Source organism: Pseudomonas sp. P5_A12 (assembly GCF_056400685.1).
This window is the reverse complement of record NZ_JBFUKU010000079.1, coordinates 1-21,380: the sequence shown is the minus strand read 5'-3', so window position 1 is coordinate 21,380 and position 21,380 is coordinate 1. Positions and strand designations below refer to the sequence as shown.

The following is a 21,380-nucleotide window of genomic DNA, read 5'->3' as shown; positions in this document are numbered from 1 at the left end:
ACCGAGATCAGCGGCCTGACCATTTACGGCGGCCAGTTCCGCCAGAACAGTCCGCGTAACGATGCGAGCATGGAAGACATGTTCATGAACGGCAAATCCGCTGCCTTCACTTCGGACCGTTTCAACTTCGGTGGTGGCGAATACACATTCAACGACAAACGCACCCAGGTCGGGGCCTGGTACGCAGAACTCAGCGACCTCTACCAGCAACAGTATTACAACCTGAACCATAGCCAGCCGATTGGCGACTGGGTCCTCGGCGCCAACCTTGGCTATTTCATTGGCAAAGAAAACGGCAGCGCCCTGGCCGGCGACCTCGACAACAAAACCGGGTTTGCCATGCTCTCGGCCAAGTATGGCGGCAACACCTTCTACGTCGGCCTGCAAAAACTCACCGGTGACGATCTCTGGATGCGCGTCAACGGCACCAGCGGCGGCACCCTGGCCAACGACAGCTACAACTCCAGCTACGACAACGCCCAGGAAAAATCCTGGCAGGTGCGCCACGACTACAACTTCGTCGCACTCGGCGTGCCGGGGCTGACGCTGATGAACCGCTACATCAGCGGTGACAACATCCACACCGGCACCGTCACCGATGGCAAGGAGTGGGGCCGCGAGTCGGAACTGGCCTACACCGTACAAAGCGGCCCGTTGAAGAGCTTCAACGTCAAATGGCGCAACTCGACCATCCGTCGCGACTACAGCACCAATGAGTTTGATGAAAACCGTTTGATCATCAGCTATCCGCTTAGCTTGCTGTAACGCTCATCGTTTGATGGGCTACGGCCATCGCGAGCAGGCTCGCGATGGCGATTACACAGTTTTTGTAGCAGCTGGCGAAGCCTGCGTCCGGCTGCGYAGCAGTCGCCAAACCAGACGACTATGTATGTCAGTCAGAACGCGCATTCAGGTATCACGACTGCTGCGCAGCCGGACGCAGGCTGCGCCAGCTGCTACAGGGCTGCTTCTTCGCGAATCACCCGTCGAATCATGTCCATCAAGGCCAGAGCCACTGGTGAATGCAAGCAGCCGTTGCGATAAGTCAGGCCGATGGCGCGGGTGGTCTGTTTCAGCCGCAGCGGCAGGATGCACAGCTCGCCGGAAGCAATTTCCTGTTCGAGCTGGTGGGCGGACACCGCCGCGAGCATGTCCGAGCGCAGCAACAGCCCGCGAATGATCGCCATGTCAGCACTTTCCACCACGGGCCGTGGGGCCGCGATGCCGAACCCGGTGAAGCAGTCATCAAGCATTTTTCGGGCGGGGGAGCCGGCGCGCGGCAGTACCCATTGCGTGGAGCCGAGCGCCTGATGCAGATCGGCTTGCGTAGCGAGCGGGTGATCGCGGCGCGCCAACACCACCATGTCTTCGTTGAACAGCGACTCGCCGCTCAGGTCGCTGGCATAGGCTGCCGAGCGCAAGGCGCCAAAAATGAAGTCGACATCGCCGGCACGCAGTTCCGTCGCCAGCAAATCAAACGGGCTCTCATTGGTGATCACCTGAATACCGGGGTGTTCGGCCATCAAGCGCACGATCGCTTCGGGCAAGATACGTGTGCGGCCCAAGGGCAGGGCGCCGACCTGGACCACGCCCTGCAATGCACCACAAATGGCGGTGATGTCGGTTTCGATATGACGCAATTCGTTCAGTGCCCGGCGGATCGGAAACAGGATTTCATGACTGGCCCGGGTCGGCTGCAACCCGCGGGGTGTGCGCTCGAACAGGGTTTGACCGCAGCCGCTTTCCAGCACCTTAAGCGTCGAACTCACGGCCGGCTGGCTCAGGCCCAACAGGCTGGCCACGGTCTGCATATGGTGCGTTTCACAGAGTTTGACGAACACTTGCAGGCGTCGGGCCTGGAACAGATACAACGGCTCGACGGCCTGTTTGTCGCCAGCCCCCAACATCTTCGGCACGCTGTCCAGTTCAGCCAGCACACGCCGGGCGCGGGGTAACAAGCGCTCGCCAAAATCGGTCAGTCGCATGCCGTTGGCGTGCCGTTCGAACAAGGGCACATCAAGCCGCGCCTCCAATTCGGAAATCGAGCGGGTAACCACCGACTGGGCACGAAACAGCGCCACTGAAGCCTTGGATACACTGCCGTGATCGGCCACCCGGACAAAGGCGCGCACGTGCATCAGGCTGGGAAGTTCAGGGGTTTCCATGGGGTGCATGCTCGGCTGGTCCGCGTTCAGCCGGACTATGCCTCTGCCCTGAAGAGGAGGCAATAAAAAAAACGCATACCTCCAACACTCGAACGCATTACTCCGACGATGGGCCCCGGTGCGATGCTCTTTCGAAACGCAGGAGGAGCACCCGCAATGATCGAGTCATCCAAAAACGCGCTGGTCGTCAGCGCACACTCTGCCGATTTCGTCTGGCGTGCGGGCGGTGCCATCGCACTGCACGCGCAGCAGGGCTACAACGTACACATCGTTTGCCTGTCGTTCGGCGAACGCGGCGAGTCCGCCAAGCTCTGGCGCAAGGGCGAAATGACCGAATCGAAGGTCAAGGCCGCGCGCCGCGAGGAAGCGCAGGCTGCCGCCGATATTCTCGGTGCCAGCGTCGAGTTTTTCGACATCGGTGACTACCCGATGCGCGCTGACAAGGAAACCCTGTTCCGCCTGGCTGATGTGTTTCGCCGGGTCCAGCCGGAATTCGTCCTCAGTCATTCGCTGAAAGATCCCTACAACTACGACCACCCGCTGGCCATGAACCTGACGCAAGAGGCGCGCATCATCGCCCAGGCCGAAGGCTACAACCCGGGCGAAAAAATCGTCGGCGCGCCGCCGGTGTACAGCTTCGAGCCGCACCAGCCAGAACAGTGCGAATGGCGCCCGGACGTGCTGCTGGACATCACCGATGTCTGGGACAAAAAGTACGCGGCGATCCAGTGCATGGCCGGTCAGGAACACCTGTGGGAGTACTACACCCGTGTGGCCCTGCAACGTGGCGTGCAAGCCAAACGTAACGTCGGGATCACCTCGACCCGCAACATCGTGTATGGCGAGGGCTACCAGAGCATCTTCCCACGCGTGACGGAGAACCTGGCATGAGCGAACACATCGGCAAAACCGGCATTGTGGTGCGCAACATTCCCCGTGCCGAGGCATCGCTGGTGAATGAGCTGGGACGTTTCGGCGTCGCTACCATTCATGAATCACAGGGGCGCAAAGGCTTGTTGGCGTCGTCGATCACACCGATTCAACAGGGAACCGCCATCAGCGGTTCAGCGGTCACCGTGCTGGTCGCACCGGGCGATAACTGGATGTTCCATGTGGCGGTGGAGCAATGCCGGCCCGGCGACATCCTGGTGGTTGCGCCTGGTTCACCGTGCACCGATGGCTACTTCGGCGACTTGCTGGCGACCTCGCTGAAAGCTCACGGCGTGCGCGCGCTGGTGATCGACGCCGGGGTGCGCGACACCCATACGCTGCGCGAAATGGGCTTCCCGGTGTGGTCCCGCGCCATCAGTGCCCAAGGCACGATCAAAGAGACCTTGGGCTCGGTCAACCTGCCGCTGGTGTGCGGTGGTCAGTTGGTCAATCCGGGGGATGTGGTGGTGGCCGATGACGACGGTGTGGTCATCGTGCGTCGCGCCGAAGTGCCGCAGGTCGTTGAAGCCAGCCGCGCCCGCGCCGACCTGGAAGAACAGAAGGCCTTGCGCCTGGCCAAGGGCGAATTGGGCCTGGATATCTACAACATGCGTGGCCGGCTGGCCGAGAAGGGCTTGCGTTATATCGACAGTCTCGACGAACTCGGAGACTGAGCATGGGACAAACCCGTATTCCCTGCCTGCTGATGCGCGGCGGCACGTCCAAAGGCGCGTATTTTCTGGCGAGTGATTTGCCCGATCAGCCGGCGCTGCGCGACCAGGTACTGCTGGCCGTCATGGGCTCGCCGGACAAGCGTCAGATCGACGGCCTCGGCGGCGGCGATTCGCTGACCAGCAAAGTGGCGATCATCAAACCCTCCGCGCGCGCCGAGGCGGACGTTGATTACCTGTTCGCCCAAGTGCTGGTCGAAGAGGCTCGCGTCGATTACGGACAGAACTGCGGCAACATTCTTGCTGCGGTCGGGCCGTTTGCCATCGAGCGCGGGTTGGTGGCGGTGACCGGCGACGAAACTCCGGTGCGAATCTTCATGGAAAACACCGGGCAAATCGCCGTGGCGCATGTCCCCACGCCTGATGGAACCGTGCGCTATTCGGGCGATGCGCGGATTGATGGCGTGCCAGGGCAGGCCGTGCCGCTGATCGTCGAGTTCGAAGACGTCGCCGGCTCCAGTTGCGGCGCACTGCTGCCGACCGGCAATGCGCTGGACATGTTCGACGGTGTGTACGTCACGTGCATCGACAATGGCATGCCGGTGGTGCTGATCCGTGCCCAGGCGCTCGGTTGCAGCGGTTACGAAAGCCCCGAGCAACTGGACGCTGACGTCGAACTCAAGGCCCGTATCGAAGCCATTCGCCTGCAAGCCGGGCCGCGCATGAATCTGGGGGATGTACGGCAACGTAACGTGCCGAAAATGTGCCTGGTGGCACCGGCGCAGGCGGGCGGGGCGCTGAGCACCCGCAGTTTCATTCCGCATCGTTGCCACACCAGCATTGGTGTTTTTGGCGCGGTCAGTGTGGCCGCAGCCTGTTTGATCGAAGGCTCGGTCGCGACGGGATTGGCCAGTGTTGGCGAAGGGGATGTGCGGCGTTTGTCGATTGAGCATCCGACCGGGGAATTCACCGTGGAATTGCGTCTGAAGGACGGGCAATTGGCGGGGTGCGGGTTGATGCGCACCGCGCGGTTGTTGTTCGAGGGCGTGGTGTTCGTTCCGCAAACGATCTGGTCGAAGTGAAGGCTATTCGGCCTGCGCACACACCTCACGAACGCATTCGCGCAACCACCGATGCGCCGAGTCCGCGTCCATTCGTGGGTGCCAGAGCATGGAGATCGTGATCGGTGGCGTCGGGATTGGCAGGGTGAAGCTGTGCAAACCGGCGCGCAGGTTTTGAGTATGTCGCTCAGGCACGGTCGCGATCAGGTCCGAGGCGCGGGCCAGTGCCAGTGCGGCCGAAAAACCGCCAACGATGGTGACGATGTCTCGCTCCAGTCCCAATGATTTCAAGGCGTCATCCATCGGCCCGCTGTCCCGCCCGCGTCGCGAGACCAGGATGTGCCGGCCAGCGGCGTAACGGGCGGGAGTGATCTCGCCGTCGCTCAACCCATGTCCGGCGCGCACCACACCGATAAAGCGGTCCTGGAACAGCGCGCGGGTGCGCACTTCGGGGCTGGTGGTGTCGCCCACCACGCCGGTTTCCAGATCGACGGTTCCGTCACGCAGCAGCGCGCTGTCCTTGGTGAGTTTCTGCACGAACTTCAGGCGTACGCCGGGTGCTTCCTCGCTGAGGCGAGCAATGAGTGCCGGGCCGAAGTTTTCGACGAAGCCGTCGCTGGTGCGCAGGGTGAAGGTACGAACCAAGTGCTTGAGATCAAGGAGCTCGGCAGGGCGCAACACCGCTTCGGCGTGCTGCACCAGTTGGCTGACCTGCTCGCGCAGTTCAAGCGCTCGCGGCGTCGGCACCAGCCCCCGGCCGGCGCGCACCAGTAACGGGTCGCCGGTGGTTTCACGCAAACGCGCCAGCGCCCGGCTCATCGCCGATGGGCTCAGTCGCAAGCGCTGGGCGGCGCGGCCCACGCTGCCTTCGACGAGCAGGGCATCGAGGGTAATCAGCAGGTTCAGATCGGGTGTGGTCATGGCTGAACGTTAGCACGAAAGTGCCGTGACATGGCGTTGTGTGCAGGTATCAAGTGCAAACGCTGCGTCTTCCGCCGTATCAGCCGCGCGCATACGCTGAAAGCCACTCTTTCAGAAGCGGCCACCCCCATGAAAACCCTCACGCCATCCACCCCGGTCCGTTGGGCGCTTGCCAGCCTTTCCCTGTCGATGTTGATGCCTTCCCTGGACACCAGCATCGCCAATGCCGGTTTGCCGACCTTGGCGCAGGCCTTTGGCGCAGCGTTTGAAGATGTGCAGTGGATTGTCCTGGCTTACCTGCTGGCGATCACGACGTTGATCGTCAGCGTCGGACGACTCGGAGACCTGGTCGGTCGCAAACGCCTGTTGTTGAGCGGCATCGTCATTTTCACCCTGGCCTCGCTCGCCTGCGCGCTCGCGCCTTCGTTGGGCTGGCTGGTCGCCGCCCGCGCTGTGAAAGGCCTTGGCGCGGCGATCCTGTTGGCGCTGACCGTGGCGTTTGTCGGAGACACGGTGCCGAAGGCGCAGACCGGCAGCGCCATGGGCTTGCTCGGAACGATGTCGGCGATGGGCACCACGCTGGGTCCTTCGCTGGGCGGCGTGTTGATGTCCGGTTTTGGTTGGCAGGCGATTTTTCTGGTCAACGTGCCGTTGGGCGTTTTGAATTTTGTGCTCGCGTATCGCTGCCTCCCGGCGGATCGGCCAGTGGTCCGGCGGCGTGGTTTCGATTTTCCGGGGACGCTGCTCTTGGCGCTGACGCTCGGTACGTATGCGCTGGCCATGACTTTGGGCCATTGGGGGTTGCTGCTGGTCGCTGGTGTCGGCGCCGGAGTTTTCTTGTTTGTAGAGACAACGTCCAGATCGCCCTTGATCAGGTTGGCGCTGTTGCGTGAACGTGGACTGAGTGCAAGCCTGGCAATGAGCGCGTTGGTGTCGACGGTGATGATGTCGACGCTGGTGGTCGGGCCGTTTTATCTCTCGGGCATGCTAGGGTTGAACGCTGCGTTGGTCGGGCTGATCTTGTCGGTCGGCCCGCTGGTAGCGGCGCTGGCCGGTGTTCCGGCCGGTCGTCTGGTGGACCGTTTTGGCGCGCAGCGCATGACTGTGTTCGGGCTCTCCACCATGGCGCTGGGATCCGGGGTGTTGTCGATCATGCCGGCGGGTTTCGGCATTCCCGGCTATATCGCGCCTATCGCGGTGATCACTGCCAGTTATGCGTTGTTTCAGGCGACCAACAACACCTTGATCATGACGGGCGTCAGTGCGGATCAGCGCGGTGTGATTGCCGGGTTGCTCAGCCTGTCGCGCAATCTGGGGTTGATCACCGGCGCCTCGGCGATGGGCGCAGTGTTTGCCGGCAATGGCATGCGGGTCACGTTTGCGGTTGCGGCAGGGCTGATCGTCTTGGCGTTGGTCATCGCGATACGTACCCCCTGTGGGAGCGAGCCTGCTCGCGATGACGGCGGCAAAGTCAACATTAATGTCAGCTGACACACCGCTATCGCGAGCAGGCGCTCCCACAGGGGGCTGCGGCGGTGATTTGGATCAGGCAACCTGCGATTGAAGCCTTTCCTATATGTCAGCCGCCGGATCAGCAGTGTTGGTATCAGCATCATCCTGACCCTCAATCGGTCGCAATTTGAACCGGCAAACATTCCCGCCCCGGACCATGCATTCCGTATGGTCGACCTCACCACCGCCCAATGCACCAATTAACGCCAGATCCAGTTCACACACCACCGGATGAGCGGCAGCGAGGCGGTGGAACACGCAGTTGTGCGCGACGATTTCCTTGTCGTCCGAGGAGCGAAAGATCACCTCGGCTTCATATCCGGCCTGATTCATGTGCTGCACGATTTTACCTTCGTCCACCACCTGTTGTTCACGGTCCAGCGCCAGTTTGCGGCCCATGCTGCGCATCAGCGACGCGAGTGCCTCGGGGCCGATGATGTCGGCCACTTCGTCGATCAGGACGCTAGCCAGCAACTGATATTGGCGGGGGAACAACTCCTTCGCATGCTCGGTGAGCCGATACAGTTGCTCTGGACGCCGGCCAGTCGGGCGCGTGTCCCCGCGCAGGACCAGGCCGACACCCTCCAGCGCCGCCAGGTGCTGGCGAATCGCGGTGCGGGTGACGGCCAATTGCTCAGCCAGCTCGTCAATGCTCATGCCGCTCGCATGGTGCAGCAGCGCATTGAGCAAGTCCTGCTGGGTGCGGCCCAGTCCTTCAAGCATGGCGTGTCCTCGCGCGTTTTCAGAATTTGTCCGGGAACTGTTTGACCAGTGCCGCCGTCAGCGCGTCGGCCAGCGCCAGTATATGAACGCGCATCATGTGCCAAGTGCTGGCTTCGCCGGCATAGTCATGGGCGGCGATTTGATCGATCTGACTGACATGGTGCCCGCCGTGGGCCGATAGCATGGTGACCAATGTGCTTTCAGGCAAGTTGGGGTTGGCTTTGGCCAGGAAAGCCGCGATGGCCTTGGCATTGCTGGTCAATTCGGCGACAGCGGCCTGCTTGCCTTTCTCATCCTTGGCGACGGTGGCGTCGCTGTAGTGTTTCACCGCCGCCCAGTGACCGGCCAGCAGCTTGAGCAGCTGATCGGCGGCGGGCTGGCCGTAAAGCGGGGCAATGGCGTTGGCGATTTTGGTGGCATTGTCGACGACCTGCTCAGCGGCGAGTTTGGCTTGTGCCTTGTCGCCCGCCTGGTTGGCAATCACGTAGTCTCTGATCCAGAAAATATGTTCGACCCACAGGTCGCGCAATGCAAGGCGGGTGGTGAGGGCCGCGCTATCGGCGGCGGGTGGTGTGGCGGGGGGAGTCTGGCTCCAGACGGGTTGAGCGCACAAAGCCAACAACAATAAAGCCAAGGTTTTGATATTCATCACGGCACCCTCTGTTCGTGGGATTGTTCGACAATATCAATTAAAGCATCAAAATATGTTTTTATTGGGTAAAAGCAAAGTTTGCGGATCAGCGGTCACGTCGAGCGTAACGGGCGGCTACGTTGCCACACCTTGACGAAATCGACTCTGAGGTTGAAGGCAGGTCCGCATCGTCGACCACGCCACTTTTATCAGAAGTGAAATCACCTCAACACAAAGTCCACCGGCGCCAGCACTGGAGGCAGCTGCGTTTCACCCATCGCGGTCAGGATCTCCCGCTCGATGGTGCGCACGATCGCATCGAGCGGCAGATCGTTTTCGTCGCGACCAAAGGGATCCTCCAGATCATCGCCAATCGCATCCAGGCCAAAAAAGGTGTAGCTCACAATCGCCGTGAAGATCGGTGTCATCCAGCCCAGGGGTTCGGCCATGGCGAAGGGTAGGAGGAAGCAGAAAAGGTAACTGGTGCGGTGCAGCAACAACGTGTAGGCAAACGGCAGCGGCGTGTGTTTGATCCGTTCGCAGGCGGCCTGCGCCTGGGTCAGGTGGGCCAGTTGATTGGCCATGATCGTGTAGCGCCATTCGTTGATCAGCCCCGACTCGCTGAGTGCCGAACACTGCTGGCCGACCTGCAACAAAATGCGCCCGCTGAAGTCGGGCTCGTGGTCATTGGGGATCGGGTCGAGCCAACGGCCACTTGCCGCCCGTTCGTTTTCCTGGCGCAGCTTGGCTTTGAGCGCATGGGCGAATCCACACAAGTCACTCAAGATGGCGTTTCGCCTGTCGGCATTCTTGATGATCGCGGTTTCGCGAATCATCGACCGAATCGCAACCGTCACGTCGCCCCAGGCTTTGCGCCCTTCGTACCAGCGGTCGTAGCAGGCGTTGTTGCGAAAACTCATGAAGATCGACAGCGACAACCCCAACAGCGTAAACGGCGTTGCACTGACTTTGGAAAAGTAGCTGGGGTGCGTCGTTTCGACGAGCACGATGACCGACGCCAGCAGCATCACCATCAGGCTGCGCAAGGCAATCCGTTTGGCAATCGAGCCCTTGATCGCGCTGAGGATATTGATGAAGTTCGGTTTGGGTCTGACGATCATGGAGTTCTGCCTTCAGGTGTTTCGCGTCGCGCGCAGGCTAAGAGCAAGCAGGTGTGGAGTCCAATCACTCTGCGTTACCGCGCGATCGATGCTGTCTATGAAGGAGCTCGTGATCATAATCCGTCGCCCAGTAACTTGAGGTATTCGGGGTTGTCGGAAAGGGAGTTATGACCCGCGTCCGGTATCACCTTCAGCGTGGCCACGCCGGGGGCGAAATGGGTGTAGAGCTGCTGTGTGCTCGAACGCGGGATGACCTCGTCATGCCCGGCGGCGATCAACAACGTCGGTACTRTGATGTGCGGCGCGTATCGCCACGATTCGTACCGGTCCTTTAGTAGCCACGTCACTGGAAACAGCGGGAAGCGCTGTCTGGCGAGGCCTTCCAGGCTGTCGTAAGGCGTGATCAGGATCAACCGCGAGGCCGGGCGTTGACTGGCCAGGCGCACGGCAACGCCCGAGCCAAGGCTGCGACCGACCACTGCAATATTCGGATGGCGGTTATAGACCGTGTCAAACAAGGTCAGGGCATCGCGGGCAATCGCCTCTTCGGACGGTGAGCCGGTACTGCCGCCGTACCCTCGGTAGTGCATCAAGTACAGCGCATGTTCGGGAAACGCCAGCGAAAACGCGGCCAGATTGCCCGACACGTCCTCGGCATTGCCGCCGAAGTAGATCAGCGCGTTCGGGCCGTCATGCGGCCTGACTGAAACCTGCACCTGCGCATCCTCAACCGTCAGCGTCAGYAGCGAAGCCGGTGTATCGACGGCACTGGGTTGCGGGAAGTAGATCAAGGCGCGCTGAAACACGAACAACGCGGCACACAGCGCCAGGTACAACGCGGCAATGATGACGACGGAAAACGCCAGGGTTCTGAACATTCGACTAACTTTAGGGGGCGACATTGATGGCTCTGGAGTCGAGGACCGCTCACACGTAATCAGTGCCAGAGTTTAGTTCAACGGTAGCGGGGCACGCCGGTTGGGCCACACAGGCAAATACGATGAGCCACACTGACGGATACACGCGTCGACAACTACTCACGCTGGCTGCCGGTGCTTCGGCGGTTTTCACCTTCGATCGGGCGTTTGCAACCTCTGCGCCGTCGACGGAAACAGGAGGCAAGACCATGCTGACCCGCGCCATTCCTTCCAGCAACGAGCCATTGCCCATCGTCGGGTTGGGCACGTATCGCGGTTTTGATGTCGAGCCTTCCAGCCCCGCCTACAAACAATTGCCAGAGGTACTCAGCGCCTTGTTCAAGAAGGGCGGGACGGTCATCGACAGTTCGCCCATGTACGGCCGCGCCGAACAGACGACCGGTGAGTTGCTGTCGATCCATGAGCCGCGCTCGCCGGCCTTTCTTGCCACCAAGGTGTGGACCCGTGGCCGCGAGGAGGGCATTGCGCAGATGGAGCAGTCCTTTCGCTTGCTGCAAACCGATCGCATCGACCTCATGCAGATCCACAACCTGCTGGATTGGAAGATCCATTTGCCGACGTTGCGCCAATGGAAGGAACAAGGGCGCATTCGCTACATCGGCATCACCCATTACACGGCGTCGGCTTACGACGAAGTGGAAGCGCTGCTCAAGGCCGAACCGTTGGATTTTTTGCAGATCAACTATGCCCTGGACGATCGCGGTGTCGAGAAACGCATCTTGCCGCTGTGTCGCGAACGCGGTGTGGCGGTGATCTGCAACCGGCCCTTCGGTGGCGGTGGTTTGCTCGAACGATTGAAGGGCAAGCCACTGCCAGGATGGGCCGCGCAAGTAGGGGTCAACAGCTGGGCGCAACTGGCGTTGAAGTTCCTGTTGTCGCATTCGGCGGTCACCTGCGTGATCCCCGGCACCGGCAATCCGCGTTACATGGCGGACAATGCCGGTGCCGGTTTCGGGCCAATGCTCACAGGGGCGCAGCGCGAGCAGTTGATCGATATCGTGCGTTAGGCGCGCGGGTAAAAGCGTTGCGGGAAGTCTTGCTCAAACGGGTAGAGCGAGAAGTAAGGCCTGGCTTCGTCGATCACCCGCTGTACCGACGGCCTGTTCATCAGTCGGTCGAAATAGGCGTTCAAGTTGCCATGCTCTTCAGGAATCCGTTCAAGCGTACTGGCATAGAAAAGCGCGGGGGCAGCGGCGCAATCGGCCATGCTGAACTCGTCGCTGGCCAGCCATGTGCCGTTCATCAGTTGACGGTCGAGCATGCCGTAGACGGTCTGGAGTGTGGAACGCTGCTGGGTCAGATCACCGTTCGCACCGAGGATGCGATCCAGGACAATCTGTTGCAGTGGGGTCTGAAGATAGTTGTCGCAGACCCGATCCCACAGACGGACCTCCAACGCAGTGTCCCATTTCCCCGGAATCAAGCGGTTTTGCCCGGCAAAATAGTGATCCACGTATTCAATGATGATCGTCGACTCCGCTATGTCGAACTGGCCGGTGTGATCGCGGAACACCGGGAATTTGCCGATCGGCCATAGCGCCTGCAACTCTGCTTTCTCAGCGGCATTGCCCAGGTCAATGATGCGTTTTTCGAAGTCGACCTCGTGTTCATAGAGCGCGATCAGCACTTTGTGGCAGTACGACGACAGTGGATGGTAATAAAGCGTCAGTGACATCTTCAGCTCCTCCCGGGACGTGTTCCCCATCAGCATAGTCGTCGTTCGCGACGGTCCGAATGGCGGTGCTAGACTTTTGAGGTTGAGCCCTCACCTGCGGCGTGAGGACGATAAAGCTGGAGGTATGTCATGGCTGCTCAATCGCTGGACAGGGAGCACATCAGCGTTGTCATTCGCAATTATGTAGAAGGGATGGTGTTCGCCGACGAAGTGCTGCTGCGGCACGCGTTTCATCCCGCTTGTCGCATCATTGGTCACTACCATGGCGAGCTGGAATGGTTATCGCTGGATGACTTTATCAGCGCGATCAAGGCCGAAGGGCCGGCGCCCAAAGAGGTCAAACCGTTCTGGGAAACGCTCAGCGTCGATATCACGGGAGATGCCGCCGCTGTCAAAGTGATGGACGACTACATTGGCATGCGGTTTACGGATTATTTGTCGTTACTGAAAATCAACGAGCGCTGGATGATCGTTAACAAGCTCTACTTCTTCCACGAGTAAAACCGCTGCCTGGGAGCCAACGACTCCCAGGCAGCGTTTTTCGCTTAGCGGCGGTCCAGCCACACGGTCTGCGCATTGCAGAACTCGCGGACCCCGAAGTGCGACAGCTCGCGGCCGAAACCGCTTTTCTTCACACCGCCGAAGGTCACGCGCGGGTCGGAAGCGCTGTAGCCGTTGATGAACACACCACCGGTTTCCAGTTCACCGGCCATCTGTTGGGCGAGCGCGACATTGCCTGTGTAAATGGTTGCAGCCAGGCCGAACTCACTGTCATTCGCCAGTTCCAGAGCATGCGCAGCGTCACGCGCCGTGATGATCGACGCGACTGGGCCAAACAATTCCTGTTTGAACGAGGTCATCTGATCGGTGACATTGGCAAACACGGTCGGCTCATAGAAGTTGCCTGGGCCTTCAGCCTTTTTGCCGCCCATCAACAAGGTCGCGCCTTCTTCCAGGGTGGCACGCACTTGTTGATCCAGTTCATCACGCAGATCAAAACGGGCCATCGGGCCGATGTAAGTGTTGGCGGCCAGTGGATCGCCGACCACCAGTTTGGCCGTGGCTTCGACGAATTTGCGCGTGAACTCCTCGACAATGCCTTGCTCGACGATCAAGCGCTTGGCCGCCGCGCAGACTTGCCCGGTGTTCTGGTAGCGGCCGATGACAGCGGCTTTGACCGCTTCATCGAGGTCGGCATCGTTGAGCACGATAAAGGGGTCGGAACCGCCCAGTTCCAGCACGCATTTCTTCAGCGCCGCACCAGCCTGAGCGCCGATGGCGATACCGGCGCGCACGCTGCCGGTGAGGGTCACTGCCGCGATACGAGGGTCGGCAATTGCGGTGGAAACGCCGTCGGGCGTGACGTTCAGCACTTCGAAAACACCTTGAGGGAAATCGGCGTTCTTGAAGGCTTCCAGCAGCAGATAAGCGCTACCCATCACGTTGGGCGCATGTTTGAGCACGTAGGTGTTGCCGGCGATCAGCGCTGGAACAGCACCGCGCAGCACCTGCCAGATCGGGAAGTTCCAAGGCATCACCGCCAGAATCGGTCCGAGCGGACGGTATTCAATGCGCGCCTTGCCGCCTTCAACCAGCGTCGGTTCGGCGTTCAGCATGGCCGGGCCGTGTTCGGCGTACCACTCGCAGAGCTGCGCACACTTTTCGATTTCGCCGCGGGCCTGGGTGATTGGCTTTCCAATCTCCAGAGTGATCATGGTGGCCATTTTGTCCGCACTGTCGCGCAGTGCCCGAGCCAGGGCGATCAACAACTGCGAGCGTTGCTCGACGGCTGTTTTGCGCCAGACGCGAAACCCGCCAGCGGCCCGGGACAGGGCGGCTTGCAGTGCCGATTCGGACTCGAACGGGTAGTGGCCGATCTGCTCGCCGGTGGCCGGGTTGATCGAAATCGCATGGGTAAGGCTGGAAACGCTGGTCATGGCACCGTCCTGCTGGGTGGGAATGCGCTCAGGTTACGGTGGTGTTAATTTTCTGGAAACTGAATAATACTGAGCATAACGTTCACGTTTGGAGAATGACTTGGACCTGGTTCAGCTGGAAATTTTCAAGGCAGTTGCCGAGYACGGCAGCATCAGCGTTGCCGCGCAGCACATCCATCGGGTGCCCTCCAACCTGACAACGCGGATCAAGCAGCTGGAACTGGATCTGGGCGTGGACCTGTTTATCCGCGAGAAAAGCCGCCTGCGGTTGTCGCCGGCCGGCTGGAGTTTTCTCGACTATGCCCGGCGCATTCTCGATCTGGTCCAGGAAGCCCGCGCCACCGTGGCAGGGGAAGAGCCGCAAGGCGCGTTTCCCTTGGGTTCACTGGAAAGTACGGCGGCGGTGCGTATTCCAGAGCTGTTGGCCGCCTACAACCAGAAACACGCCAAGGTTGAACTGGACCTGACCACGGGCCCCTCGGGGACCATGATCGACGGCGTGTTGTCAGGCCGTCTGGCCGCAGCGTTTGTCGACGGGCCGGTGCTGCACCCTGCACTGGAAGGCGTGCCGGTGTTCGAGGAAGAGATGGTGCTGATCGCGCCGCTCAACCATTCGCCGATCCATCGCGCACAGGATGTGAACGGCGAAAACATCTACGCCTTCCGCTCCAATTGCTCGTACCGGCACCACTTCGAAAGCTGGTTCACCAAGGACGCCGCAGTGCCCGGCAAGATCTTCGAAATGGAGTCCTATCACGGCATGCTGGCCTGCGTCAGCGCCGGGGCCGGCCTGGCGTTGATGCCGCGCAGCATGCTGGAGAGCATGCCGGGGTGCACCACGGTGAGTATCTGGCCGTTGTCGGAATCGTTTCGGTATTTACGCACCTGGCTGGTGTGGCGACGAGGCACGGTGTCCCGGAGCCTGACCATGTTTGTGCGTTTGCTGGAAGAGCGCGGTGTGGTGCGGCCACAACCCTGAGCCCACCCGATAACCCGGTAGGAGCTGGCTTGCCGGCGAAAGCGGGGTCAGTCACATCGATGCTGGATGTGCCGCCGTCTTCGCTGGCAAGCCAGCTCCTACAGGGGACCGTGTTGGTCATGGGGTCGCCATCCCCTCAGCCTGGCCAGCAAACCACTGCATGATCAGCGCGCACGCCGGATGCGACGCGGCCGAGGGTTGCAGGTTCAGCGAGTAGCATCCTCGGGTCTTCAAGGGATGACCAAACGGGACGACGAGCACACCACGCTCGATCGATTCCTCAGCCAGGGTCATGTCCGTCATCGCCACCCCCAGGCCGCGCGCGGCGGCATCCAGCGCCAACTCATCGAGGTTGAAGGGGATGTGCCGGTAGTCCTCCAGCGACTGGCCGCCATTGGCTGCCAGCCAGTCGATCCACGCTTGCTTGTCCGCGGAACGATGCAGCAGCGCAAATCCGCTCAGGTCCTCCACCGAGGCCAGTGGCCGGGTCGGACTGCCGAGGCCGGGGGCGCACACCGGAATCAGCGCTTCCTCGAACAGGGTCAGGCACGCGGGATCACTGGACGGCTCAGGCAGATAGAGGATGTACGCGTCACTGTCGCTGGCCGGCTCGACGATTTCGGTGGCCACGGTCTCGATCGACAGGGAAATGTCCGGGTGATGACGATAGAAGTCGCTCAGCTTCGGCAGCAACCAGCGAACCGCCAGCGACACATGCATGCGTATGCGAAAGGGGCGTTTTTGCGGGGACAGCCGATCTTCGAGGGTTTTCAATTGCCCAAGGATAGTGCGCGCGCTGGTTAGAACCAGTTCACCCTCCGGCGTCAGGCGAAGGCTGCGACTGCTGCGCACAAACATTGGCACGCCGAAGTGGCTTTCCAATTGCTGGATTTGTCGGCTGACGGCGCTTTGGGTCAGGCACAGCGTGTGCGCCGCCTGCGTGAAGCTGCCGGCTTCAGCGACTTCCACCAAGGCTTGCAGGGCTTGGAGATTGGGTACGTGGCGAATTTTATCCATGCGTTTTAAGAATGGCTCAATGATTTTATAACGTTGGTTGTATCACTGAAGACCTAATAGATTCTAGCCATGACGGCCTACATCCAATATCGCCCATGCGATTACCGCATGCGCAGGTCAGAACGACAATCCAGGCAGGTGATGCATGAAAAATGAATGTGGCTGGATCGCGCAAACCGAAAGTGTACCGGCGCGTGATCGTCTGAGCGGTTCGCAAAAAGCCGATTGGCTGGTGATTGGTGCCGGCATCACCGGCCTGAGTGCCGCCCATGCCCTCGCACAATTGCACCCGCAGGCGCGCATTGTGGTGGTCGACCGACAGCGCGCCGCGCAAGGCGCTTCGGCACGCAATTCCGGCTTTGTGGTGGCCCACGAACATCCGACTAACGACGAACTGATCGGCAACTCCGGGTTCGCCGAATTTGAAGTGGATACCACTATTTCACGCGCCGCCCGTGCAGAAGTCGGCGAGATGATTGCCCGTCACGGTATTGAGTGCGATTTCAGGGACTCCGGCTATTTCTTCGCCGTCAGCGATCCCGGCAAGTTGACCCACGTCGAGGCCAAGCTGCAAACGCTGCGGGCACTCGGGGCCTCTGCGCAATTTCTGGAAGGTGAACAACTGGCGCAAAAACTCGGCACCCGGCATTACCGCGCAGCGATCTGGTGCGGCAATGGCAACGCGCTCCTGCAACCGGCCAAATACGTGAAGGGCTTGCTCGATGCGCTGCCCCAGACGGTCATGGTTTATGAAAATACCGACATCACCGGCCTCGAATGTCTGGGTAAAGGAGGTCTGCGGGCCAACGGTGTCGAGGGCAGCATCGAGGCGAAGCAGGTGCTGGTCTGTCTCAATGCCTTTGTGCCGCGTGCGGGTATCCGGGACAGCGGCACGTTTGCCATGGAGCTCAGCGCCAGCCTCACGCGGCCATTGAGTGACGCCGAGTTTCGCGACATGGGCAACGTCGAACCTTGGGGCGTTTTGTCCACCCGCCCATTGGGCGCCACAGTGCGTCTGACTCCGGATCGACGCGTGATGATCCGCAACACGGCGGAATACCGCCCGCGGGATTTGTCCGCCGGTGAGTTGTTGATCCGCCGCCAGCACCATGTGCTCGGCTTGCAACGACGTTTCCCCTGGTTGGGCGAGCAAGACATCCAATACACCTGGACTGGACACCTGAGCGCCTCGCGTTCCGGGCAGCCGTATTTTTCACAGGTGCAAGAGGGCGTGTTTGCCGTGGCTGGCTGCAATGGTTCTGGCGTGGCGCGCGGCACTTTGTGGGGGCGGCTGCTCGCCGAACTGGCGTCGGGTGTTGACTCGCCGCTGCTCGCCTCGGTGATGCGCAGGGCACAACCCGGCTGGCTGCCACCCCGGCCACTGCTCGACATCGGTGCCATGCTGCGAATGCGCGTAGAGGCCATCCGCGCACAGTCAGAAATCTAGACATCCGCTTATCACAAAAGAACAAAAAGGTGATCGAACATGCGCGTTAACCCTCTGTCCCTGATGGTCCTGCTCACGACGTTTTCGGCAGTCACGTATGCCGAAGAACAGGTCAATATTTCCAACTGGAACGGCTACATCGCCGACGATACCTTGGTCAACTTCACCAAGGAAACCGGGATCAAGGCCACTTACGATATTCACGACAGCAACGAAGTGCTGGAGTCCAAGTTGATGACCGGTAACACCGGTTATGACGTGGTCAGCCCGTCGAACCATTTCCTGTCCCGACTGATCAAAGCCGGGGCGATTCAGAAACTCGACAAAAGCCAGCTGCCAAACTGGAAGAACCTTGACCCTGCATTGATGAAAAAACTCGAGGTCAACGATCCCGGCAACCAGTACGGCTATCCGTACATGTGGGGCACTGCGGGTATTGGCTACAACGTCGAAAAAATAAAAGCGATCTTCGGCAATACCGATGTCACCCGCTCGTGGAGCCTGTTTTTTGATGAAAACAACATCAAGAAACTCAGTCAGTGCGGCGTGGCGATTATCGACAATCCGACGCAAGTGCTGCCGATCACCCTTAATTACCTTGGTCTGCCACCGCACAGCCACGAACCGGCGGATTACAAGAAAGCCGAGCAGGCGTTACTGAAAATCAGGCCCTACGTGCAGTACTTTCATGCCTCCAAGTACATCAGCGACCTGGCGAACGGCAATGTCTGCGCGGTAATCGGGTTTAACGGCGATGTGGTACAGGCCGCCGCCAGTGCAAAGGAAGCGAATAACGGCATCAACATCGCCTATTCGATTCCGGACGAAGGCTCGACGCTGTGGTTCGACATGGTGGTCATGCCCAAGAGCGCACCCCACGAGAAGAACGGCTACACCTACATGAACTACCTGCTGGCGCCGCAAGTGATTGCCAACATCAGCAACAGCATCCACTACGCCAACCCGAATAGTGCAGCGGATGCCTATGTAGTACCGGCGGTGAAAGAGGACGCTGCGATTTATCCGCCCAAAAATGTGCTGGATAAACTGTTCACCGTAGAGGAACTGCCGGCGGCCATCGCAAGGTTGAGTACCCGGTTGTGGACCAAGTTGAAGACCAATACCTGATTAGCGTTGGGTCCCGTTGCCGGGACCCAAGGCTTTACTTCAGAGCACGCGTTTCGGCAGTTTCCAGTTCGGCCGAATGAAGTGACAGGTGTAACCGTTAGGCACTTTTTCGAGGTAGTCCTGATGCTCCGGCTCCGCCTGCCAGAACGGGCCGGCGGGTACGATTTCGGTCACCACCTTGCCAGGCCACAGACCGGACGCATCGACGTCCGCCGCGGTGTCCTCGGCTACATCGCGCTGTTCTTCGCTGAGATAGAAGATCGCCGAACGGTAGCTGGCACCGATGTCGTTGCCCTGACGATTGGCGGTCGACGGGTCGTGAATCTGGAAGAAGAACTCCAGGATCTGGCGATAGCTGATCACCGCCGGATTGAAGACGATCTCGATGGCTTCCGCATGGGTGCCATGGTTGCGGTAGGTGGCATTGGGCACATCACCGCCTGAATAACCGACCCGTGTCGACAGGATGCCGGGGATTCGTCTGATCAAATCCTGCATGCCCCAGAAGCAGCCACCGGCCAGGATCGCGGTTTCGGTTTGCGTGGTCATAGCACTCACTCCTCAGTATTGATTGATTTGATCAGGTTGTTACGCAGCTTCACGATTGCTTTCTGCATCTGCGTGAACTCGTCCTCCGTCAGGCCCGTTGCGCCGGCGAGGCCCTTTTCCGGGCGGCCTTCGCGCAAGGCTTTGCCTTCTTTGGTCAGATTGATCCGCACCTGACGCTCGTCCTCAGGGTTGCGCTGGCGTTGCAGGTAGCCCATCGCTTCGAGCTTTTTCAGGATCGGCGTGAGCGTGTTCGACTCAAGAAACAGCTTTTCGCCCAGGCTGCCGACGGTCTGATCATCTTCCTCCCACAACGCCACGATGGTGATGTATTGCGTGTAGGTCAGGCCGAGTTTTTCGAGGATCGGCTTGTAAGCCTTGCCGAAGGCGAGGTTGGTTGAATAAACCGCAAAACACAGAAAGTCGGAGAGCTTGGGGCTCGCGGGTGCCGCTGGGTTGTCGGGTTTCATCGGTGGCCTCATTGGTCAAAGACTGCTGTCGCGCAGGACTGAAATATACCTCGTGTGCGATGGTGTCGTAAGAGCGATAAATTCAAAGTTGATCAGCGAACGGCAGGTGGCGGGCTCGGCGAACAACTCGAACCCGCCGCGCTGGGCATCACGCTGTAAGCACGTTCAAGTCCACGTCGATGTTGCCTCGCGTCGCTTTCGAGTACGGGCAGATTTGGTCAGCGGTGTCGGCCAAAGTCTTCGCGATGTCGTCCGCCAGGCCGGGTACGCGCAGGGTCAAGCGCGCCTGGAGGAAGTAATCCTGACCGGTCTGACCGACATCGACTTCGATGTCGACGGACAAATCCGCCGGCAGCACCACGTTCATGTCATTGGCCACCAGCCCGACGGCGGCGGTGTAGCAGGCCGACCAGGCACCGGCGAACAGTTGCTCGGCAGTCGGGTGCGGCTGGGTCGCGGTGAACACGTGCGCAGGCGTGGTGTTGCCGGGCGACGAGCGCGCGATATCGAGGCTGCCGTTATGGCCGCGTGAAGTGTGGCCGGTGCTGCTGGCGGTGGTGTGGGTTTTGCCGGTGGCCAGGACTTTTTCAATCTTGCTCATGATGATTCCCTAAAAGTTCGGTAATTTGTGTTTCGCATGCGCTTACATCGCATGCGATATATATGGGGTTTTTAGAAGCCAATGACAGGCTGGTTTACCTGGTTCTTCACGCCGTGATGACGTTCAGGGCCACGTCGATGTTGCCGCGTGTCGCTTTCGAGTACGGGCAGATCTGGTCAGCGTTGTGTGCCAGTTCCGTCGCAACCTCGTGGGACAGGCCGGGTGCGCGTAGCGTCAATCGGGCCTGAAGGAAATACGCCTCGCCGGTCTGGCCCAGGTCGACTTCGATATCGACCGCCACATCTTTGGGCAGTTCGACGTTCATTTGCTTGGCGGCGAGGCCGACGGCGGCGATGTAGCAGGCCGACCAGGCACCGGCGAACAATTGCTCGGCTTTCGGGTGTGGCTGGGTGGCTTCGAACACGTGCACAGGAGCCGCGCTGCCAGGTGAAGAGAGCTGAATGTCGACGGTGCCGTTATGGCCGCGCGATGTGACGCCAGCGGCGCTCATTTTGGTGTGGGTCTTGCCGGAGGCCAGGACTTTTTCGATCTTGCTCATGGGATGAATCCTCAATGTTGCAGTAGGTTTTATTTGTGTGTCGTATGCGTTTGTATCGTATGCGATTGAAATATATTCCCGCAGACCCCTCTCGGTGTCAAGGGGGAGCAGGGTGCCTTCGCGACGAGTGGTCAGAAACGAAAAAGCCCGCTTTACGCGGGCTTCGGATTTCGAGTAGGTGGCCAGTGCTGGTATCTGGCTTACAAGGTTTATCAGGACTCTGACAGAACAGTGTTATGTACTTCTGCTTCACACGGCGTAAGGGCTGGATCTCAGCGCGGAGATCTTTCTAACCGTGTACCCTTCGGGACGTGCCCCACGTCTCCTTGCTATCCGCTTGCGCATCAG

23 protein-coding genes are annotated in these 21,380 nt (G+C 60.1%); 10 read left to right on the top strand and 13 right to left on the bottom strand.

Going from position 1 to position 21,380, the window contains the following annotated elements; all coding sequences use genetic code 11:
* The coding region (locus AC1DSG_RS13415) for an OprD family outer membrane porin (protein ID WP_477791311.1) at positions 1 to 765 on the top strand (765 nt) is incomplete at its 5' end.
* A 191-nt stretch (positions 766 to 956) separates the two neighbouring features.
* Here AC1DSG_RS13415 and AC1DSG_RS13410 read toward each other — a convergent pair.
* Entirely contained in the window at positions 957 to 2,165 is a 1,209-nt protein-coding gene (locus tag AC1DSG_RS13410) for a LysR family transcriptional regulator (RefSeq protein WP_477791310.1), read from the bottom strand.
* A gap of 156 nt (positions 2,166 to 2,321) precedes the next feature.
* Between AC1DSG_RS13410 and galB the strand changes: the two genes are divergently transcribed.
* Genes galB through AC1DSG_RS13395 form a run of 3 tightly spaced genes read left to right on the top strand, consistent with a single transcriptional unit; the run spans position 2,322 to position 4,848 of the window.
* Positions 2,322 to 3,056, top strand: coding sequence for a 4-oxalmesaconate hydratase (gene galB, locus AC1DSG_RS13405; RefSeq protein ID WP_477791309.1), 735 nt, complete (start codon positions 2,322 to 2,324; stop codon positions 3,054 to 3,056).
* Positions 3,053 to 3,769: a 4-carboxy-4-hydroxy-2-oxoadipate aldolase/oxaloacetate decarboxylase gene (locus tag AC1DSG_RS13400; protein WP_477791308.1), complete on the top strand. Its 717-nt coding sequence runs from the start codon at positions 3,053 to 3,055 to the stop codon at positions 3,767 to 3,769. The genes galB and AC1DSG_RS13400 overlap by 4 nt, the downstream gene beginning before the upstream one ends.
* 2 nt (positions 3,770 to 3,771) lie before the next feature.
* Positions 3,772 to 4,848, top strand: a complete 1,077-nt coding sequence (locus AC1DSG_RS13395) for a 4-oxalomesaconate tautomerase (protein WP_477791307.1) — start codon at positions 3,772 to 3,774, stop codon at positions 4,846 to 4,848.
* 3 nt (positions 4,849 to 4,851) lie between these two features.
* Here AC1DSG_RS13395 and AC1DSG_RS13390 read toward each other — a convergent pair whose 3' ends face one another.
* Positions 4,852 to 5,748 (bottom strand): LysR family transcriptional regulator, encoded by an 897-nt coding sequence (locus AC1DSG_RS13390; RefSeq protein ID WP_477791306.1) that lies wholly within the window; start codon positions 5,746 to 5,748, stop codon positions 4,852 to 4,854.
* Between the two features lie 129 nt (positions 5,749 to 5,877).
* Between AC1DSG_RS13390 and AC1DSG_RS13385 the strand changes: the two genes are divergently transcribed.
* Entirely contained in the window at positions 5,878 to 7,239 is a 1,362-nt protein-coding gene (locus AC1DSG_RS13385; protein ID WP_477791305.1) for an MFS transporter, read from the top strand.
* 81 nt (positions 7,240 to 7,320) lie between these two features.
* Here the strand turns inward: AC1DSG_RS13385 and AC1DSG_RS13380 are convergent, their stop codons facing one another.
* The 4 genes from AC1DSG_RS13380 to AC1DSG_RS13365 form a co-directional block, all read right to left on the bottom strand.
* On the bottom strand, positions 7,321 to 7,983 hold the full coding sequence (locus tag AC1DSG_RS13380) for a helix-turn-helix transcriptional regulator (RefSeq protein ID WP_477791304.1): 663 nt from the start codon (positions 7,981 to 7,983) through the stop codon (positions 7,321 to 7,323).
* Positions 7,984 to 8,002: 19 nt separating this feature from the next.
* Positions 8,003 to 8,632, bottom strand: a complete 630-nt coding sequence (locus AC1DSG_RS13375; RefSeq protein ID WP_477791303.1) for a hypothetical protein — start codon at positions 8,630 to 8,632, stop codon at positions 8,003 to 8,005.
* A gap of 203 nt (positions 8,633 to 8,835) precedes the next feature.
* Positions 8,836 to 9,735 carry a bestrophin family protein gene (locus AC1DSG_RS13370; RefSeq protein WP_477791302.1) on the bottom strand — a complete coding sequence of 300 codons (900 nt, stop codon included), beginning with the start codon at positions 9,733 to 9,735 and terminating at the stop codon, positions 8,836 to 8,838.
* Positions 9,736 to 9,848: 113 nt separating this feature from the next.
* Positions 9,849 to 10,637 carry an alpha/beta hydrolase gene (locus AC1DSG_RS13365; protein ID WP_477791301.1) on the bottom strand — a complete coding sequence of 263 codons (789 nt, stop codon included), beginning with the start codon at positions 10,635 to 10,637 and terminating at the stop codon, positions 9,849 to 9,851.
* A gap of 98 nt (positions 10,638 to 10,735) precedes the next feature.
* Between AC1DSG_RS13365 and AC1DSG_RS13360 the strand changes: the two genes are divergently transcribed.
* Positions 10,736 to 11,680, top strand: a complete 945-nt coding sequence (locus AC1DSG_RS13360) for an aldo/keto reductase (protein WP_477791300.1) — start codon at positions 10,736 to 10,738, stop codon at positions 11,678 to 11,680.
* On the opposite strand, the gene AC1DSG_RS13355 is transcribed toward AC1DSG_RS13360, so the two are convergent.
* A complete protein-coding gene (locus AC1DSG_RS13355) occupies positions 11,677 to 12,348 on the bottom strand; it encodes a glutathione S-transferase family protein (RefSeq protein ID WP_477791299.1) in 672 nt (223 codons plus the stop codon). The genes AC1DSG_RS13360 and AC1DSG_RS13355 overlap by 4 nt on opposite strands.
* A gap of 129 nt (positions 12,349 to 12,477) precedes the next feature.
* On the opposite strand from AC1DSG_RS13355, the gene AC1DSG_RS13350 reads away from it, so the two are divergent.
* Entirely contained in the window at positions 12,478 to 12,849 is a 372-nt protein-coding gene (locus AC1DSG_RS13350; protein WP_477791298.1) for a nuclear transport factor 2 family protein, read from the top strand.
* A 44-nt stretch (positions 12,850 to 12,893) separates the two neighbouring features.
* Here AC1DSG_RS13350 and AC1DSG_RS13345 read toward each other — a convergent pair whose 3' ends face one another.
* The gene (locus AC1DSG_RS13345; protein ID WP_477791297.1) at positions 12,894 to 14,285 is read right to left on the bottom strand and encodes an aldehyde dehydrogenase family protein; all 1,392 of its coding nucleotides are present in this window, start codon (positions 14,283 to 14,285) and stop codon (positions 12,894 to 12,896) included.
* Between the two features lie 100 nt (positions 14,286 to 14,385).
* Between AC1DSG_RS13345 and ptrR the strand changes: the two genes are divergently transcribed.
* The gene (gene ptrR / locus AC1DSG_RS13340) at positions 14,386 to 15,264 is read left to right on the top strand and encodes a putrescine utilization regulator PtrR (protein WP_477791296.1); all 879 of its coding nucleotides are present in this window, start codon (positions 14,386 to 14,388) and stop codon (positions 15,262 to 15,264) included.
* A 117-nt stretch (positions 15,265 to 15,381) separates the two neighbouring features.
* Here the strand turns inward: ptrR and AC1DSG_RS13335 are convergent, their stop codons facing one another.
* Positions 15,382 to 16,281 (bottom strand): LysR family transcriptional regulator, encoded by a 900-nt coding sequence (locus tag AC1DSG_RS13335; protein ID WP_477791295.1) that lies wholly within the window; start codon positions 16,279 to 16,281, stop codon positions 15,382 to 15,384.
* A 145-nt stretch (positions 16,282 to 16,426) separates the two neighbouring features.
* Here AC1DSG_RS13335 and AC1DSG_RS13330 point away from each other — a divergent pair, with 145 nt between their 5' ends.
* Positions 16,427 to 17,728 carry an NAD(P)/FAD-dependent oxidoreductase gene (locus tag AC1DSG_RS13330; RefSeq protein WP_477791294.1) on the top strand — a complete coding sequence of 434 codons (1,302 nt, stop codon included), beginning with the start codon at positions 16,427 to 16,429 and terminating at the stop codon, positions 17,726 to 17,728.
* A gap of 39 nt (positions 17,729 to 17,767) precedes the next feature.
* Positions 17,768 to 18,856 carry a polyamine ABC transporter substrate-binding protein gene (locus AC1DSG_RS13325; protein WP_477791293.1) on the top strand — a complete coding sequence of 363 codons (1,089 nt, stop codon included), beginning with the start codon at positions 17,768 to 17,770 and terminating at the stop codon, positions 18,854 to 18,856.
* Positions 18,857 to 18,895: 39 nt separating this feature from the next.
* Here AC1DSG_RS13325 and msrA read toward each other — a convergent pair whose 3' ends face one another.
* From msrA to AC1DSG_RS13305, 4 genes are all read right to left on the bottom strand, one after another.
* Positions 18,896 to 19,405, bottom strand: a complete 510-nt coding sequence (gene msrA, locus AC1DSG_RS13320; protein ID WP_477791292.1) for a peptide-methionine (S)-S-oxide reductase MsrA — start codon at positions 19,403 to 19,405, stop codon at positions 18,896 to 18,898.
* Between the two features lie 5 nt (positions 19,406 to 19,410).
* On the bottom strand, positions 19,411 to 19,872 hold the full coding sequence (locus AC1DSG_RS13315; protein ID WP_477791291.1) for a MarR family winged helix-turn-helix transcriptional regulator: 462 nt from the start codon (positions 19,870 to 19,872) through the stop codon (positions 19,411 to 19,413).
* Positions 19,873 to 20,020: 148 nt separating this feature from the next.
* The gene (locus AC1DSG_RS13310; RefSeq protein ID WP_477791290.1) at positions 20,021 to 20,473 is read right to left on the bottom strand and encodes an Ohr family peroxiredoxin; all 453 of its coding nucleotides are present in this window, start codon (positions 20,471 to 20,473) and stop codon (positions 20,021 to 20,023) included.
* Between the two features lie 106 nt (positions 20,474 to 20,579).
* Positions 20,580 to 21,032, bottom strand: a complete 453-nt coding sequence (locus tag AC1DSG_RS13305; RefSeq protein WP_477791289.1) for an Ohr family peroxiredoxin — start codon at positions 21,030 to 21,032, stop codon at positions 20,580 to 20,582.
* Between the last annotated feature and the right edge of the window lie 348 nt (positions 21,033 to 21,380).